Origin of the sequence: Cesiribacter andamanensis AMV16 (assembly GCF_000348925.1) — a bacterium.
Classification (GTDB): Bacteria; Bacteroidota; Bacteroidia; order Cytophagales; family Cyclobacteriaceae; genus Cesiribacter; species Cesiribacter andamanensis.
In genome coordinates this window covers 1-16,220 of sequence record NZ_AODQ01000101.1, presented here as the reverse complement: position 1 = coordinate 16,220, position 16,220 = coordinate 1, and the positions used below count along the sequence as shown (strand labels likewise).

At 55.3% G+C, this 16,220-nt stretch carries 15 protein-coding genes and 1 pseudogene; 10 read left to right on the top strand and 6 right to left on the bottom strand.

Annotation, left to right across the window (positions count from 1 at the left end; translation table 11 throughout):
• From ADICEAN_RS22735 to prfB, 7 genes and pseudogenes are all read left to right on the top strand, one after another.
• On the top strand, window positions 1-861 hold an 861-nt coding region (locus ADICEAN_RS22735), incomplete at its 5' end, for a tetratricopeptide repeat protein (RefSeq protein ID WP_201766032.1).
• Window positions 862-1,041: 180 nt separating this feature from the next.
• Window positions 1,042-1,284, top strand: coding sequence for a hypothetical protein (locus ADICEAN_RS15775; RefSeq protein WP_009196636.1), 243 nt, complete (start codon window positions 1,042-1,044; stop codon window positions 1,282-1,284).
• Window positions 1,285-1,433: 149 nt separating this feature from the next.
• Window positions 1,434-2,153 (top strand): ABC transporter ATP-binding protein, encoded by a 720-nt coding sequence (locus ADICEAN_RS15770; protein ID WP_009196635.1) that lies wholly within the window; start codon window positions 1,434-1,436, stop codon window positions 2,151-2,153.
• Window positions 2,150-2,706, top strand: a pseudogene (locus tag ADICEAN_RS15765) (cob(I)yrinic acid a,c-diamide adenosyltransferase). Before ADICEAN_RS15770 ends, ADICEAN_RS15765 begins: the two are co-directional and overlap by 4 nt.
• Window positions 2,707-2,785: 79 nt before the next feature.
• Window positions 2,786-3,850 (top strand): branched-chain amino acid aminotransferase, encoded by a 1,065-nt coding sequence (locus ADICEAN_RS15760; RefSeq protein ID WP_009196633.1) that lies wholly within the window; start codon window positions 2,786-2,788, stop codon window positions 3,848-3,850.
• Window positions 3,851-3,866: 16 nt separating this feature from the next.
• Window positions 3,867-4,070, top strand: coding sequence for a hypothetical protein (locus ADICEAN_RS15755; protein WP_009196632.1), 204 nt, complete (start codon window positions 3,867-3,869; stop codon window positions 4,068-4,070).
• Between the two features lie 186 nt (window positions 4,071-4,256).
• Window positions 4,257-5,346, top strand: a protein-coding gene (prfB, locus tag ADICEAN_RS15750) for a peptide chain release factor 2 (protein WP_152426464.1) whose coding sequence is annotated in 2 segments (ribosomal slippage) — window positions 4,257-4,316 and window positions 4,318-5,346 — 1,089 coding nt in all. Because the reading frame shifts where the segments join, the coding sequence is not laid out codon by codon here.
• A gap of 37 nt (window positions 5,347-5,383) precedes the next feature.
• Here prfB and ADICEAN_RS15745 read toward each other — a convergent pair.
• The 3 genes from ADICEAN_RS15745 to ADICEAN_RS15735 all read right to left on the bottom strand — a co-directional run bounded on the left by ADICEAN_RS15745 (window position 5,384) and on the right by ADICEAN_RS15735 (window position 9,845).
• Complete coding sequence (locus tag ADICEAN_RS15745; RefSeq protein WP_009196630.1) at window positions 5,384-7,687, bottom strand: glycosyltransferase; 2,304 nt, start codon at window positions 7,685-7,687, stop codon at window positions 5,384-5,386.
• A 530-nt stretch (window positions 7,688-8,217) separates the two neighbouring features.
• Complete coding sequence (locus ADICEAN_RS15740) at window positions 8,218-9,171, bottom strand: alpha/beta fold hydrolase (protein WP_009196629.1); 954 nt, start codon at window positions 9,169-9,171, stop codon at window positions 8,218-8,220.
• Between the two features lie 86 nt (window positions 9,172-9,257).
• On the bottom strand, window positions 9,258-9,845 hold the full coding sequence (locus tag ADICEAN_RS15735; protein ID WP_009196628.1) for a type 1 glutamine amidotransferase domain-containing protein: 588 nt from the start codon (window positions 9,843-9,845) through the stop codon (window positions 9,258-9,260).
• A 157-nt stretch (window positions 9,846-10,002) separates the two neighbouring features.
• Between ADICEAN_RS15735 and ADICEAN_RS15730 the strand changes: the two genes are divergently transcribed.
• Window positions 10,003-11,124 (top strand): DNA topoisomerase IB, encoded by a 1,122-nt coding sequence (locus ADICEAN_RS15730; protein ID WP_009196627.1) that lies wholly within the window; start codon window positions 10,003-10,005, stop codon window positions 11,122-11,124.
• Between the two features lie 17 nt (window positions 11,125-11,141).
• Here the strand turns inward: ADICEAN_RS15730 and ADICEAN_RS15725 are convergent, their stop codons facing one another.
• A complete protein-coding gene (locus tag ADICEAN_RS15725; RefSeq protein ID WP_009196626.1) occupies window positions 11,142-11,303 on the bottom strand; it encodes a YqaE/Pmp3 family membrane protein in 162 nt (53 codons plus the stop codon).
• A 275-nt stretch (window positions 11,304-11,578) separates the two neighbouring features.
• Between ADICEAN_RS15725 and ADICEAN_RS15720 the strand changes: the two genes are divergently transcribed.
• Both ADICEAN_RS15720 and ADICEAN_RS15715 read left to right on the top strand, forming a co-directional pair.
• Window positions 11,579-11,974 (top strand): T9SS type A sorting domain-containing protein, encoded by a 396-nt coding sequence (locus ADICEAN_RS15720; RefSeq protein ID WP_009196625.1) that lies wholly within the window; start codon window positions 11,579-11,581, stop codon window positions 11,972-11,974.
• A 141-nt stretch (window positions 11,975-12,115) separates the two neighbouring features.
• Window positions 12,116-13,201: a BamA/TamA family outer membrane protein gene (locus ADICEAN_RS15715; RefSeq protein WP_236612938.1), complete on the top strand. Its 1,086-nt coding sequence runs from the start codon at window positions 12,116-12,118 to the stop codon at window positions 13,199-13,201.
• Window positions 13,202-13,576: 375 nt separating this feature from the next.
• On the opposite strand, the gene ADICEAN_RS15710 is transcribed toward ADICEAN_RS15715, so the two are convergent.
• Together ADICEAN_RS15710 and ADICEAN_RS21450 are read right to left on the bottom strand one after the other, a co-directional pair.
• A complete protein-coding gene (locus tag ADICEAN_RS15710; RefSeq protein ID WP_009196623.1) occupies window positions 13,577-14,803 on the bottom strand; it encodes a PQQ-dependent sugar dehydrogenase in 1,227 nt (408 codons plus the stop codon).
• A 520-nt stretch (window positions 14,804-15,323) separates the two neighbouring features.
• Window positions 15,324-16,109 carry an abortive infection family protein gene (locus ADICEAN_RS21450; RefSeq protein ID WP_009196622.1) on the bottom strand — a complete coding sequence of 262 codons (786 nt, stop codon included), beginning with the start codon at window positions 16,107-16,109 and terminating at the stop codon, window positions 15,324-15,326.
• Window positions 16,110-16,220 lie beyond the last annotated feature (111 nt).

Genomic DNA, 16,220 nt, shown 5'->3' with positions numbered 1-16,220 from the left:
AGGCCCAGTATGCGGGGCGATGTGCAGGCCGGATTCTACCAGGCCATGGCCCTGGCCGAAGGGGGCCGTGGCGAAGAGGCCGCTGAGCATTGGATAAACCTGCCCGACACCGCCCTTTCGCCCAGTCTGCGACAGAAAAAAACCCAGGCGCTGCTGGCCCTTAGCAACAATTCGCTGGAGGGTATGCCCCAGGCCGAAGCGCTGGCCGGCATACGCCTGCGCCTGAGGAGCGGCAGTCTTATTCCCGCCGAGATCAATGCCCTGCTAAGCATGCTGTCCGAGCAGGAACGCACCCAGGCCCAGCTGCACCTGGCCCGCCAGGCCCTGAACAGGGGTTCTGCAGAAGAGGCCGTCCCCTACCTTGCCCCGCTGCAGCAGGCCCGCCTTGGCGAAGCGCACCAGCAGCAGCTGCATCTCCTGCTGCTTCAGCAGCAACTGCTTAGCGGAAAACCTAGCCGGCAACCGGCAGCAGCCGGCTCCGATCCGTTTGCCCGGCAAAAAGAAGCGGCTCTGCGTCGGCTGGCCGCCGGCGATACGGTAGCGGCTCTGCAGCAGTTGCGGCAGCTCACCCGCCTTACGCCTTTTGAAGAAGATGCCCTGCTGCTGTCGGCCAGCCTGCACAATGCCCGTCAGGAGACCGAAGACGCCTATGAGCTGCTGCGGCAGGCCCTGCTGCTGAACCGCTATTCCATTCCCCTGCTGGAAGCCTATGCCCTGCAGAGCCTGCGCATGGGGCTTGAAAATTATGCCCAGGATGCCTTGCTGGAGCTGGAAATCTCCTCCCCCTCCGAGCGACACAGCCGCTTCCTGACCCGCTACGAAGCCCTTAGAGAAAGCCTGCCCGGTGCTGCCGGCTGGTGATTTCCGTAAGCCCGCCCACCGGCGGGCTTTTTTAATGTGCTGATAACAAGTGAGTTTGGGCACCTAACCTTGGCGCAAATGTTTGCGTAAGAAAAGGTACAACTTACCGTACCTTATCTGCCCGCCAAAGCATTTTTGGGGCAGTGAGACTACCATTTTTTACGCCTAGACGCTACCTTTATGAAACCCATAGATTTTGAAAAATTAACGCTTGATGAGAAGGCCAGGCTGATTCTCAGCAAGGGTGTATATGTCTCCAAGTCCGAATTTTTTCAGCTGGAAATATCCTTATACAGAATAGAAAATGATTTTGTAGAGCTTTGGTACGAGCCTATCACCGGCCGGGTCATGCGCATCGATTATCTGAAGGGCAAGTCGGTAAATCCCTACCTCAAACACCTGTGTGCTGCCAACCTCAACTAAGCCAAAGGGGAAGGATTCACCTGCAATCCCGCATATTTTCCTTTTATCACAAAAAAGTTGGTTTGCCTTATTTTTACTCCGTTATTCGTTAAAAACCTTTTATATACCCCTATAAAAGGTTTTTTTTATACCCATTGAAATCCAAGGCTATGAAAGAGGTCATCCACACACGCAATATTTCCAAACTTTACCGCATGGGGTCCGAGACTGTCCATGCCCTTAAATCCATTTCCATTGAGGTAATGCGGGGGGAATATGTTGCGTTTATGGGTCCCTCGGGCAGCGGCAAATCCACCTTTATGAACATCATTGGCTGCCTGGATACCCCCACCAGCGGCCAGTACATCCTCAATGGTCATGATGTAAGCTCCCTGAGCGAGAGCGAGCTGGCCGAGATCCGCAATAAGGAGATCGGCTTTGTATTCCAGACCTTTAACCTGCTGCCCCGCCAGACCGCCCTGGAGAATGTAGCCCTGCCCCTGATCTATGCCGGCTACAACGCCCGCCAGCGCACCGAAAAAGCCTATGCCACTCTGGAGAGTGTAGGCCTGGCCGACCGCGCCAAGCACCGACCCAATGAGCTCTCCGGCGGGCAGCGCCAGCGGGTAGCCATTGCCCGGGCCCTGGTAAACGACCCCAGCATTATTCTGGCCGACGAGCCTACCGGTAACCTGGACAGCAAAACCTCTTACGACATCATGGAGCTCTTTCAGCGGCTGCACGATGCGGGCAACACCATTATTATGGTAACGCACGAAGATGACATCGCCCACTATGCCCACCGCATTGTGCGCATGCGCGATGGCCTAGTTGAAAGCGATCTGATCAATGAAGAGCGCGTAAAGCTCGCCAAACAACACAGCCTGTGAAAATCTATACCAAGACCGGCGATGCCGGCACCACCGCCCTGCTGGGAGGTACCCGGGTGGGCAAAACCACCTGCGGCTTGAAGCCTATGGCACCCTGGATGAATTAAATTCCTGGATGGGCCTGCTGCGCGATCATGAGGTAAACCAGCCGCGCCAGCACCCCCTCAAGACCATACAGGACATGCTCTTTACCCTGGGCTCCCACCTGGCCACTGCTCCCGGCAAAACCATACGCCACCTGCCCGGCTTTGGTCAGGAAGATGTGGACATGCTGGAGCGGGAGATCGATGCCATGGAAGAGGGACTGCCCGAGCTGAAGAATTTTATCCTGCCCGGCGGGCACATGGCCGTATCGCACGCCCACATTGCCCGCTGTGTATGCCGCAGGGCCGAGCGCCTGGTGGTAAGCCTGCATGAGCTCGAGCCGGTAGAGGAACTGATCCTGGCGTACCTTAACCGTTTGTCCGATTATTTATTTGTGCTGGCCCGCCGCATGGGCCATGAGCTGGGCGCTGCCGAAGTCAGCTGGCAGCCCCGAAAGCTTGCCGAATAAGCAGAATTTTTATATATTAGGGAGGCCGAAAACCAAATTTTCTGCTTCCTCAATCGATTTCGGAATAAAATTTTGCAAAATGGTTGATACCCTCCCTATTGATATTACCAGGGCCAAACAAAGCCGTATAACAGAGGTCGACTTCTCCAACATACCCTTCGGCCGGGTCTTTTCCGACCATATGTTTGTAGCCGACTACGACGGCACCGCCTGGACCAACCTCCGCATAGTTCCTTACCAGCCCCTGCAGCTTAGCCCGGCCAACTCGGCCCTGCACTATGGCCAGAGTGTTTTTGAAGGCATGAAAGCCTATAAAAATACGGCAGGCGAGGTGGTGGTTTTTCGCCCGCTGGATAACTTTCATCGCCTGAACCGCTCTGCCGAGCGCATGTGCATGCCACCCCTGCCCGAAGAGGTGTTCATGAACGGCCTGATGGAGCTGCTGAAACTGGACAACCAGTGGGTACCCGATGGCGAAAATACCGCCCTCTACATTCGCCCCTTTATCTTTGCTACGGATAATTACATAGGCATCCGCGCCTCCGACACCTATACGTTCATGATCTTTACCTGCCCGGTAGGTGCTTACTATTCTGAGCCGGTACGGGTTAAAATAGAAACACATTACAGCCGCGCTACCGAAGGGGGCACCGGCGCCGCCAAGGCTGCCGGCAACTATGCCGCCTCGCTCTATCCCGCCCGCAGGGCGCAGCAGCAGGGCTATCACCAGCTGGTGTGGACCGACTCCAAAACCCATCAGTACATTGAGGAATCCGGCACCATGAATGTGATGTTCGTCATCGATGGCAAATTGATCACCACCCCCCTGAGTGATACCATTCTGGCCGGCATTACCCGCGACAGCGTGCTTACGCTGGCCCGGGAATGGGGCTATCCCGTAGAGGAGCGCCGCATTGCCGTAAGCGAAGTGATTGCTGCCGCCAAAGAAGGCCGCCTGCAGGAAGCCTTTGGCACCGGCACGGCTGCCACCATTGCCCAGATCATCCAGATCGGGCATGAGGAGCAGGATTACATGCTGCCCCCCATTGCTGAGCGCAAATTCTCCAACCGCGTGTTCAAGGCCCTGAACGACATCAAGTCCGGCCAGGCAGAAGACAAGTGGAACTGGGTATACAAACTGTAGCTGACCCCCTTATTCTATGGAATCCAGCGGTTTAAGTGGGCTTACGCTCCTGTTAGTGGTGATCCTGGGGGTAGCCTTCCTGGGGCTCTACATCTGGAGCATTGTATGGGCCTATAACGATGCCAAAATCCGCAACCAGCACCCGGTGCTGGTCGCCATTATGGTAGCTCTGCTCTCCTGGCCCCTGGGCCTGGTGATCTGGCTTATTGTGCGGCGCTGAGGCATTTGTAAGATGAGCATCTTTAGCAGCACCGGAGCGCTCCGGTGCTGTTTTTTTTGGCCTTTTGCCAGTAGACCGCGAATTGCCTACCTTTGCACTGCAAAAAAAAGCAGGGCTGGCCAAAACTCATTTACCGGTCTTCCCTATACTGTATACGCATTATCCTATACTTAATACATTCATCACATGACCACTGAACAGCTCAAAGACATGAAGGCCCGCCTATCGGCCTTGAGGAGGTATCTTTGACTACGATACCAAAAAGCAGGAGATAGAAGACTTTGAGAGCATGTCTACCCAGCCCGGCTTTTGGGATGATCCCCAGGAGGCCGAGCGGATCATGCGCGAGATCCGGAGCCGCAAGGCCTGGACGGGCAGCTACGAGCAGGCCCAGACCATTTTTGATGACCTTACCACCCTCTGGGAGTTTCTGGAGGCCGGCGAGGCCACCGAAGAAGAAGTAGACCGGGAATATAAAAAGCTGGAAGCAGCCCTGGAGGAGGTGGAGTTCCGCAAGATGCTCAGCGGCGAAGAAGATCAGCTCAATGCCATGCTGGAGATCAACTCCGGCGCCGGCGGTACCGAAAGCCAGGACTGGGCCAGCATGCTCATGCGCATGTACATCATGTGGGGCGAGAAAAATGGCTACAAGGTGCGGGAGGTAAACCTGCAGGAGGGCGAAACGGCCGGTATCAAATCCGTAACCCTGGAGTTTGAGGGTGAGTATGCCTATGGCTACCTCAAGTCCGAGATAGGGGTACACCGCCTGGTGCGCATCTCTCCCTTCGATAGCAATGCCCGCCGCCATACCTCCTTTGCCTCGGTCTTTGCCTATCCGGTGATTGATGATACCATTGAGATCGAGATCAACCCGGCCGACCTGAGCTGGGATACCTTTCGCTCAGGGGGTGCCGGTGGCCAGAACGTAAACAAGGTAGAAACGGCCGTGCGCGTGCGCCATGCCCCCTCTGGTCTGGTGGTTGAGTGCCAGCAGGAACGCTCCCAGCACATGAATCGCGAAAAAGCCCTGCAAATGCTAAAATCGCGCCTCTATCAACTGGAGATCGATAAGCGCAATGCCGAGCGCGACAAAGTAGAAAGCACCAAAAAGCGTATTGATTTTGGCTCGCAGATCCGCAACTACGTGCTGCATCCCTACAAGCTCATCAAAGACGCCCGCACCGGCGTAGAGCGTACCGATGTGCAGGCTGTACTGGATGGCGACCTCAACGACTACATCAAGGCCTTTCTGATGCAGGAAGAACCTGAGAACTAGCAAGCCAAAGCCCCGCCATACGCGGGGCTTCTTGTTTTTATTTTACAACCACCTTCGCGTTTCCGGAAGGTACGCTGGGCCGGTCGGGGGCTATGGCCAGGCCACCCTCCTGCGCAAGCTTGCGCTCTGGGGCAGGCTGCTCCTGATGGACATGCTGCCGGGCATACTTCTCCAGGGTCAGGCGGGCCAGCAGGTAATTCACCAGATTTTCGGTACCCTGCCGCTGGCGCACGCCCTGGCTTTCCAGCCCATCGCAGCAGCTGCCGGTGGCGGCATTGTAAAGGGTCTGGCGCAGGTGGTTGTTGCCCAGGAACCAGCTAAAGGCTGCCCGCATTTTTTCCAGATAGAGCTCTTCTCCGCTGGCTTCATAAAACAGTTCCAGGGTCATGATGGCTTCGGCCACATCCTGCGGAAGGTTGCTGAAGCCAAAGCGCTCTTCGCAGCCCAGCTGGCATACCGGGCTACCGGTACCGGGCAGGGGGTCTTCCATAAACATAAAGTTGAGCAAAAAGCTAAACGACTGCCTGGCTGTACGTTTGTACTGGGGCTGGCCGGTCTCCTGCCAGGCCAGCAACAGGGCCTCGGGTAAAAGGGTATTGGCAAACGAAAGACCTTTTTCAAACCAGGCCCACTCCCGGGTGGCGATGGCGGTATACTGAACCTGCAGGCGGCTGGCCAGCCGGTCTACACGCTCCCGAATACCGGCATCCTGCGCCTGCTGATTATAGAGGTGCAGCGCTTTAATGGCCAGGCTCATAGACCGCAGGGAGGCCAGCCCATCCAACTGCGGCAGGGCACGCGCAAAGCGCTCCCGGGCCAGGGTGTTTAGCTTTTCGGGCAGGGGCTGCTGGCTGGCCAGCAGGGCGCCCAGGGCCCAGAGGGCCAATATGCCGGCTTCTTCTTCCGCGGCCGTGCCGGCAGGGGGCAGGGGCCTTCCCTGCGCATCCAGGCGGGCATGAAAGCTGCCATCGGGCTTCTGGCTGTGGCAGATCAGCTGCAGGTACTGCTGCAGGAGCGTCAGGTGCAGCTGGCTGGGCTGGTAGCGGTACAGCTGCAGGCTGGCCAGCAGGGCCCGGGCATTATCTTCCAGCCAATAACAGGCAGCCCCCTCTTCTGCTGCAGGTGCAGGCATGCGCTTGAGGCCAAGGGAGGTGGTGTGCCGGCTGAGGTAGTCGGCATTAAGGGCCGGCAGGCGGTAGTTGGGGCGGATGGCGATCATTTCAGCAAACACATCCTGGTAGCCCATGGCCACATTGGGCCAGTAATACTGGCGGGTAGCCGCCCGGGCCGCCCGGCTCTTGTTGAGGCGCAGCTGGGGATTGGACAGAAAGGTTTTGGCCAGGCTGGCATACTGGCCGGCACAGGAGGCCTCTACCACCACCCCTGCCTGCCGGGGCACAAACTCGCGCGTAATGGGCGATGGGGCCGCAATAACCGGGCAGCCCATGCTCATGGCCCGCAGCAGCCCGGAGGTGTTGTTTTTGCTCAGGTGCAGGTACACATCGGTAAGGCCCAGATAGTCCTGCTGCTCTTCTTCACGCAGGTTTCGGTTCACAAAGGCCACATGCTTTTGCAGGCCCTTGCGGAAAATATAATCCTTGATCTGAAAGCGGTAGCGTTCCCCCTCATGCCGGGCGGCAGTGCCATGTGTTGGACCCAGGATCAGGTAAATAACCGAGGGGTGTTCTTTTCGGATCTCATCAAGTGCTTCCAGGGCCTGCTCCAGCCCCTTACTGCGCCGCAGGCTGCCAATGGAGCTCAGCACCAGGCGGCCCTGCAGACGGTATTTTTCCTTGAGCGCTTCCCGATCGGGCTGTGGCAGCACCTCTACCCCGGGAGCAATTACCCGCAGCTTATCGGCTGCTATGCCATAGGCCTGGTGCAGCAGCTGGCGATGATAGCGGCAATGGGTAATGAGATAGTCGGACCGTCGGCTAATAGCACCAATCAGGGTCTTCAGGGAGGATTCAGGCTCGGGCAGTACATTGTGGAGCATGACGGCCAGGGGCTTCTCCAGGGCTTCTATGAAGTGGAGCACATGATCGCCCCAGCGCCCCCCACCCCACAGGCCAAAGCGGTGCTGAAGACACACGGCCCGAATGTCGGTATCCTGATTGATGGTGTGGGCCAGGTTGCGGCAGGCGATGGCATCTTCGGTATTCAGCACATAGCGCACCTCCTCGCCATAGAGGCGCTTATCGGCATTGTTGCCCTCCAGGGCGCCCACTTCTACCGATAGGCTGGCGGGATCGAAATGCTCTCCAAAACTTTGAACCAGATGATGGGTATAAGAGGCCAGGCCACTTTCCCGGGGAGGATATGCGCTTAAAAAAAGTATCATGTATATAAAAAATAAGTATTGCCTTTTCCGAAAGTCCTCTGCAGGCCACTGCCACTTGCCTGGCCGTGCTGCAAACAGCTATCTTCTTACGGTTGGGATATAGGAACAGCAGGCTAAAAAATCTGCAGCCTAATTTGCTCCCTGCCGGTACGTGTAGTAAGATACTGCTTACGGGCCAGTGAAACAAGCAAAAATGCCCGCACAACTACCCGCCGATGAATGCGAATGCCAGAACGAGAAGTCTGGTATATAGAGCCTATACGTGTTAGAAGCGCCAAGGGTCGCTCAAAATGCCTCAAAAGATAGGGGATTTTGAAAAAAAATAGGCCCGCCCCTACCGGGCCACCGAAAGGAAACCCCCGGCAGCCCTGAGGGGTGGGCATACAGCACAACGCTGCCCCCCTCCGGCGGCCGCAGCCTGCCAGCTCAGCTGGCCGTATTCGGATAGGACAAGAAGTCTTTGCGGTTTTGGATTACCCCTGGGAGCTGCGGCTGAAACCTGAAGCTGTTACCACCAATGAGCCATTGCTCTAGCCCTGACCCGGACGGTTGTCCTCCAGCCACGCTGCCACCCTGGGGTATACATCGGCCGGAGCATCGGCATGGGTAAGCAGGTCAATGTGGCCATAATCATGCCGGAAGCCGGTAGCCTTACCTGCCACCACCAGCTGGTTGGGCTGGTCAATGCCGGTTTCCTGCATCAGGCGGTGCACATCTATGGGGTGGCCCAGCACCGTGTCACTGGCCCCGGTCAGGTAGAGGGCCGGTGGCAGGGCCTGTTGCCGGAGGGCCTGGCCGTAATCAAACCCATCGCGGGAGTCCCGCCACTCCTTTTCCACCACCCAGCGGTGCGTTTCGCGGTAGGAGCGGGCCGACTCATCATCAGAGCCCATCTTCCATTTGCGGGCAGGCAGGTAGCCATACAGGCGGGTAAGGGCCTCGCCCATGGCGCTCCAGGCGCCGTCCACCATCAGTGCTTTTTTGGGATTCCAGACCCCCAGCCGCCGCTTGGTGCCAAAGAAGCTTAGCGAGCTTACCGGCGCCGGTGCCTGCCAGCGGGCCAGGTAAGCCAGTAGCAGCACCCCACCCCAAGAGTGGCCCATCCAGTGCTGCGGCAGCCCGCCCCTGAGCCGCACAATCTCCTGCAGCATGGCCGGAAAATCCTCTTCCAGAATTTCGCGCAGGCCCCAGCCCGCCCTGGCCGATACCCGCGGGCTGCTGTTGCCGCGCCCCCTGAGGTCGGCCACAAATACATCATAACCCCGGCCAGCCAGCCAGGGCGCCAGCCCCTTGCCCGAAGCCGAGTAAAAGATCTGGCCGTTTTCAATAGAGCCATGCACCAGAAATACCGGCTGGCCCGGGGAGGCGCCCTCCGAGCTGCTCCCGGGGGCTGCTGTAAAGCGTTTCAGATGAAGGCGCTGCTGGCCAACAGCAACAAAGTGCGACTCGGATGTAAAGGGCCTGGAAGAGGTATTCGTATGCATGCATACAAATATAGGAATTTCTTCTTCAGTTTACTGCACTAAAAAAAGCCATCCCCCGGGATGGCTTTTGGCTGGCGCTTAACCGCTTAGGCCTGCGCGTTTGTCTTATTAAGGGATGCTTCGCCTGCGGAAACCCCCTTGGCAATCACCTCTACCATGCTTTTGCAGAAGGCGGGCAGATCATCCGGATTGCGGCTGGTCACCAGGCCGCCGTCTATGACCACTTCCTGGTCTTTCCAGAGCGCCCCGGCATTGATCATATCCGTTTTGATGGATGAATACGAAGTGAGCGAGCGCCCCTCTACCACATCTGCCTCTACCAGCAGCCAGGGGGCATGGCAGATGGCAGCTACCGGTTTGCCCTCTGAAAAGAAACTGCGCACAAAGGCTACCGCCTTCTCATTGTCCCGCAGGTTATCGGGGTTCATCTGCCCGCCGGGCAGCACCAGGCCATCGTAGTCCCCTGCATTCACCTGCTCTACTTTTTTATCTACCGGAAACTCATCGCCCCAGTGATCATGCTTCCAGCCCTTTACCTTACCGGCTTCCAGGCTGATGGTATGCACCTCGGCTCCGGCCTTTTCAAGGGCTTCTCTGGGCTGCGTATATTCTACCTGTTCAAATCCATTGGCCACCAGTATGGCCACTTTCTTTCCTCCTAGGGTATTTTTCATGCGTATTTAAATTTTCGGTTAACACTTGGTTTAGGGTACGCAAACCCCTGCTTTTCGTTGTAGTGCCTGCCTGAGCCTCTCCTCATGCCCCATCTTCCTGACGGGCAAAGGCGAACCAACAAAAACACTTCTTTTGCCCCTTAACCCTCGTGCAGAAATGGCGTTAAAGCAAATGCCCAAGCAAAACAAGAAGATGGCAGACGAACAACCCACCCGACAACTCCTCTATGTAACGGATGATGCGCCCGGCTTTCTGCGCAAAAAATGGGGCCGCGGCCATCGGTATTTCGATGCCAGCGGCGCTACCATTGACAAACGTACGCTCAACGGCCGGCTGGAGCGCCTGCGCATTCCCCCCATGTGGGAGAGCGTCTGGATCTGCGCCGAGCCCGACGGCCACCTGCAGGCCACCGGCTACGATGAAAAGGGGCGCAAGCAGTACCTTTACCACCCCCTGTGGCAGGAGCACCGCAGCCGCCACAAGTTCGATAAGCTGCCCGAGTTTGGCCAGGCCCTGCCCCTGATTCGGGAGCGCATTGCCAAAGACCTCTGCAAGCGAGACTGGCCCAAGGAAAAAGTGCTGGCGCTGGTGGTATCGCTGCTGGACGAGACCTATGTGCGCATCGGCAACCAGGCTTACCTGAAGGAAAACAAGACCTACGGCCTTACCACTCTGCGCCGTAAGCACCTCTCGCTGGAGGGCAAAAAGGCCGTGTTCTGCTACCGGGCCAAAAGCGGGGTGCAGCAGACGGTAAGTGTGCAAAACCCCCGCCTGGTGCGGCTGGTGCAGCAGTGCAATGAGCTGCCGGGCCATGAGCTCTTTCGCTACTATGAAAAAGGCACAACGGGTGGCCAGTCCATCAGCAGCGGCGATGTAAACCAGTACCTGAAGGAAATAAGCGGAGAAGATTTCAGCAGCAAGAACTTCCGCACCTGGGGCGGAACCGTTACAGCCGTAGAGCGGCTGGAAGAAGCGCAGCAGGAGGTGGCCGAAAACCCCCGCAAAGACCTGCTCGCTACCGTAGTGAAGAAAGTAGCCGAACGCCTGGGCAATACCGAAGCCGTTTGTAGGGAGTACTACATTCACCCCTACATTCTGGAAGCCATTGAAAGCGGCTATCTCTCCCAGAACCTCAACCGCTTCAAGATCAGTGAAGCGGGGCCCTACGGACTCAAGCCCATGGAGCAGGTAACGCTAAAGGTGCTGCAGAAACAGCAAAAAGAAAAGGGGGAGGCCATTGAGATTCTCACAGCCGATACCCCTTCTGAGCAAAACTAATCACGTGCAGCCAGTCCCTAGGGACGGCGGCTCAGAACAATAAATGCATGGATCATGCCCGGGATGCCACCCAGCATGGTCAGCAGCAGGTTTAGCAAAAAAGTACCCCCAAAGCCAACGCGCAGCAGCACGGCCAGGGGTGGTAGAAAAATAGCTAGAAGAATATCGATAATGGACATAGGTGTATAATTTTAATGGTCTACTCTAGTATTATTTTCAACACGCCATATAAAATTTTGTTTTTTTCACCATTGCATCCTCCCTCTTTCAGGAATTGCCCGTATATTTAGGTACGACTGCCCCTAAACGATGCTCGATTTTATTTAGTACTGCCGGGCTGGTCTATTTTTTGCCATTGGCACACATTATTTGCCCGCTCGGATAAAATAGCTTCCGTTTTGGTGCAATTTTTGTGAGATTGAAAAGAAACTTTAGCGCGCTAAATGCAGCCTGTATGAAACACCTATACACCCTTTACCTGTTGCTCCTGCTATCGGCCATGGGGTATGGCGTACAGGCACAGGTACGCAGCAGCAACGCCTCCGCCATTGGCCAGAGCGGCGAGTTTACCTTCTATGGCGATAAGGTGATTGACCCCCGCAGCGATGTGCGTCTGTTCCCCAACCCTGCCGTTGAGTACCTCATTATTGAGATCAGCAGCGAAGGGCTTACCAACATCAGCTTTGAGCTCAATAACATTATTGGCAATGCTTTTGCCATTCGCAGCGAATCCCTGGGCGGCAACCGCTACAAAGTGTGGGTTAAAGACCTGCGCCCCGGCTATTACTTCATTACCCTCAAGGACGAAAGCAGCACCTATAAGCGTACCTATCGCTTTCTAAAGAAATAAGTCTTTTCTGCCATTAAATAGAATTTTCAGAGGCCGTAGTAGCATACGGCCTTTTTTTATGGCTACATTTGGGTAATCTGCCACCTGTTTTCTCTCCTGCTTATGATGCCCATGCCCCTGCGAACACTCGTTCTTGTTCCTGTGCTGCTGCTGACCCTGAACCTCTCTGCGCGGGGGCAGGGCCCTGCCGCCCCGGCCGATACCAGCGCCCAGCAAGCGCAAAAGGGGAGCTGGATTGTGCTGCCGGTAGTCTACTATTCACCCGAGACCCGCTTTGGCTTTGGCGCCCTGGGCATGCATCTGTTCAAATTCCGGGGGGCCGACTCGCTCACCCGCACCTCCAATGTGCAGGCCTATGCGCTCTATACGCTCAACAAGCAGCTGCTGATCTCACCCAAGTATACCCTGTTTACCAATGGCGAGCGCTACATGCTCAGCGGCAACCTGGCCTACTTTAAATTTCCGCAGCTCTACTACGGCATTGGCAATGATCTGCCCCAGGAAAATGAGGAGCTGGTAGACTACTCATATTTTCGGGCCGAGAACAAGTTCCTGAAAAAGCTAACACCCAGCATTTTTGGCGGTATTCAGTGGAACCTCTACAGCATGTTTGGGGTGGATTCTGATCCGGAAGGAGTGCTGGCCCAAACCCAGCCCCTGGGCTGGCGCGGCTACCGTACCTCCGGCCTGGGCCTGGTGGTGGCCTACGATACGCGCGATATCGTGGTAAACCCCACGGCCGGCGCCTTTCTGGAGCTTACCTCCACCCACAACAGCAAGGCCCTGGGCAGCCAGTTTGTCTACTCCCGCTACAGCCTGGATGCGCGCAAATACGTCCGACTCAACAAAAAAGGGCACATTCTGGCCCTGCAGGCCATTGGGCAGTTTACCCGCGGAAGTGTACCCTTTATGGAAGTGCCGGCCCTGGGCAATGAGATCATCATGCGGGGCTATTATGAGGGCCGCTACCGGGACAAGCAGTATGTGGCCGCTCAGGCCGAATACCGCCTGCCCCTTTTCTGGCGCATTGGTGCCGTGGGCTTTGCCGGCCTTGGGGATGTAGCGCCCAGCCTGGGAGACTTTACCCTGGCCAGCCTGAAGCCCTCCTATGGCTTGGGCGCCCGCTTTATGGTGAATAAGGCAGAGCGGGTAAACATACGGGTAGATTATGGCTGGGGCAAAGGGGGCAGCAGCGGCTTTTACCTGGAGATCACCGAAGCCTTTTAAAAAGTTTTTCTTTTTTCGCACCCCCTTCCAACCATCTGCCTGGGGGGCAGCGTCTTGTGGGTAGATAAAGCAATCCTGTGGATGCGGGGGCCATCTGCCGACAGAACTACTCCTACACCGGCTTCCTCATGCACACCGCTTTATCCAAGGGGTTCTTTTAGAAGACAAGGGATGTGCAACCGCCTTTTCTTCTTATATCCACCTCAGGTAACTCTCTCCTCAAAAAGCACCGCATGTTCCAGCGGTGCTTTTGTTTTTTCCCTACCTGAAGGGGGGATCAGCCTGCGCTGCAGCTTCTTTTCCCCGGGCCGGGCGGCTGCCAGCGTTCAACAAAAAAGAACACCTATCAGTGCCCGTCTTTGCAATAAAGCCCGCCTATGGCTTGCCAATTCGATAGAGCCTGCCGCCATCGGTGATCGCATACAGGGCTCCGTCAGTTCCTTCAACAACGGCTCTAAAGCGTTGCTGCTGGTCGGCCAGTAGCCGTTCTTCACCGACCACACGCCGGTTTTCCAGCACCAGCCGGGCAATGTGGTGGCTGTTGAGGCCGCCAATGAAGAGATTATTCTGCCACTCCGGAATGGCATTGCCGCTGTAGAAGGTCATGCCGCTGGGCGATAGCACCGGATCCCAGAAATACACCGGCTGTTCCATGCCCTCCTGCTGGGTAATGCCCTGCCCAATGGTGTCGTTATTGTATTCGATGCCATAGGTAATGACCGGCCAGCCGTAGTTTTTACCTGCTTCAATCAGGTTTAGCTCATCGCCTCCCTGTGGACCCATTTCCGTAATCCAGAGATCACCCGTCTGGGGGTGTAGGGCAATGCCCTGTATATTTCTGTGGCCAATGGTATAAATGGCAGCCCCCTCCCCGCTAAAGGGATTTCCGGAAGCAGCCTGGCCCTCTTTGGTAATGCGCAGGATCTTGCCAAGACCGGAGGTTTGGTCCTGGGCATGCTTGCGCCGCTCTGGCCGGAAACGATCGGCGGTGGTTACGTACAGATTCCCTGACTGGTCGAACAGCAGCCGGCCGCCATAGTGTTTGTCACCCTCGTAGGCTGGCTCGGCGCGGTAGATCACCTGGGGGTTCTCAATGCGGCCTTCATCTGCCGATAGCCTTCCTTTGCCAACAGCGGTAAGGTTGGCGCCATTTCGGGGCTCTGTAAAGGCCCAGTACACCATCCGGTTGGTAGCAAAGTCCGGATCGAGTACCAGCCCCAGCAGGCCTCCCTGTCCTCCGGCTTTCACCTCCGGCATACCGGTGATTTTCTCGCTAACCTGCCCGTCTGTGGAAACAATGCGCATTCCACCCTCTTTTTCAGTTAGCAGGAATCTACCGTCTGGCAGAACGGCAATGCCCCAGGGCTTGGTTAGCTTGTCGGTAACAATTCGTACATCATACGGGGTAGTCGTCTTTACTCCCGGAGCCCGAGTCTGCCCCTCAAAGGCCGGTGCATAGCCGGCATCCGGCTCCCGGATCTCAACTGGCTGGCCCGGTGTGGTATTGCCAATGGCTTCTGAGCGGCTGGCATCATTGGTACCCCCTCCGCATGCGCTTATCCACACGATGGCGCCTACTAGTAGCATGGTCGATTTCTGCATAGCTGTAATAATGTTAGTCCCTATCCCATTCTAACTAGCCTTACCTCCATACTGTTAGACCCATCCCGCATGTTGCCTGCCAGACGGTTGGTGAGAGCGCTAATCAGGGGACCTGCCAAAGCGCTGGCCGGCAGCGAAAGAGACTATGCAAAGAGCCGAAACATAAGTGGGAAACACGCCTTCTGGGCAGTGCCTGTGGAAGCTAATGTGAAGGGAACCCGCTAAAGCAAAAAGCACGGTGGAGTCCATCTTAGGTACGTTGACCAACTGCCTGGGCCTGCAAAAGATCAACACCTGGGGCTTGGAGGCCGCCCACAAAAGAGGGGGATAAACTTTTGCTCCGGTAGACGAAAACCAGCCGCTCTGGCAGCCTCCAGACCCGCTGTGACTGCTGGTCTTTGGCTTGTTTTAGTGAAACTGTGGTCTGAAAGGAAAAATTACCGGCGAATGGTGTTAGCCAGACATTAATATCCCTCTTTTTCGGGGAGTTGTGCAACAGCTACTGTTGTTAGGCACAGTGTTATTTATTGTTTTCTTCTTTATGAACCTTTAAATAAAAGAGAGCTAATTCAGAGGAGGAATCTGCAGCTAGTTTAGCATATGTCTTATCTAAACCTTTGAATGAGGGTTCATGTCCATGGCCACTACCAAAATTATTTCTCAATTCAGCGATGCCTTGCACTATTGAAGACAATCCTCCTAAAACCTTTAGAATAGCTCTTTCTGCAACTTCTTTATTAGGTGTCTCTGGAGGAAGGAATTTTAATAGTTTATTTGTTTCCTTAACAATGCGCCCAACATCCCAATTTGGGTCAACTTCAACTTGTTTATCTATGAGGATAGTTTTACAAACCGTTTCTATCAATTCTTTAGCTATACCAATCGTAAGGTGAGGCTTTTCATGTAAGCTTCCATACATGGTATTGAGCTGGTGCTGAACATATCCTTCATTAAGGATTCCTAAAATTTCATCAGAGTTTTTACCTTTCTCTCTTTTATATTTTGTTCTTCCAGGTAGCCAAAGAACATCTTTTATATGTACTGAATCAGTAATCGCCAGTTCTTTTACTGTTTCTTCGATTTTCGAAGTCAGGTCTTCATAACTCTTTAGATTTTTATAGTATTTGGCAGGAGTTAATATATGAGCATCACAAATAGTGAATTCTTTATCAGGATTCATCATATCAAACCCTAGATCTAAGAACTCAAGTTTAAGCTCACATTCATTTAGAAACTCTGCAGCAGCCTCTTCTTCAGTTTCCATTAACCAGTCAAAGGCTCTATTACCTAAATCTTCTTCGTCCATGAGTTTTTTGCATTGTGCCTAACGTCCTTTGAATAAAGCAGGCGACCTTCACCGGCCTTTGCTATGCCCACGCAAAGGTAGACAATAGCATTGTCAATGGCTGAATGAGCT

Coding starts and splice junctions, on each gene's coding strand:
- ADICEAN_RS15775 (WP_009196636.1), top strand. CDS start 1,042: ATGAAACCCATAGATTTTGAAAAATTAACGCTTGATGAGAAGGCCAGG.
- ADICEAN_RS15770 (WP_009196635.1), top strand. CDS start 1,434: ATGAAAGAGGTCATCCACACACGCAATATTTCCAAACTTTACCGCATG.
- ADICEAN_RS15760 (WP_009196633.1), top strand. CDS start 2,786: ATGGTTGATACCCTCCCTATTGATATTACCAGGGCCAAACAAAGCCGT.
- ADICEAN_RS15755 (WP_009196632.1), top strand. CDS start 3,867: ATGGAATCCAGCGGTTTAAGTGGGCTTACGCTCCTGTTAGTGGTGATC.
- ADICEAN_RS15745 (WP_009196630.1), bottom strand. CDS start 7,687: ATGATACTTTTTTTAAGCGCATATCCTCCCCGGGAAAGTGGCCTGGCC.
- ADICEAN_RS15740 (WP_009196629.1), bottom strand. CDS start 9,171: ATGCATACGAATACCTCTTCCAGGCCCTTTACATCCGAGTCGCACTTT.
- ADICEAN_RS15735 (WP_009196628.1), bottom strand. CDS start 9,845: ATGAAAAATACCCTAGGAGGAAAGAAAGTGGCCATACTGGTGGCCAAT.
- ADICEAN_RS15730 (WP_009196627.1), top strand. CDS start 10,003: ATGGCGTTAAAGCAAATGCCCAAGCAAAACAAGAAGATGGCAGACGAA.
- ADICEAN_RS15725 (WP_009196626.1), bottom strand. CDS start 11,303: ATGTCCATTATCGATATTCTTCTAGCTATTTTTCTACCACCCCTGGCC.
- ADICEAN_RS15720 (WP_009196625.1), top strand. CDS start 11,579: ATGAAACACCTATACACCCTTTACCTGTTGCTCCTGCTATCGGCCATG.
- ADICEAN_RS15710 (WP_009196623.1), bottom strand. CDS start 14,803: ATGCAGAAATCGACCATGCTACTAGTAGGCGCCATCGTGTGGATAAGC.
- ADICEAN_RS21450 (WP_009196622.1), bottom strand. CDS start 16,109: ATGGACGAAGAAGATTTAGGTAATAGAGCCTTTGACTGGTTAATGGAA.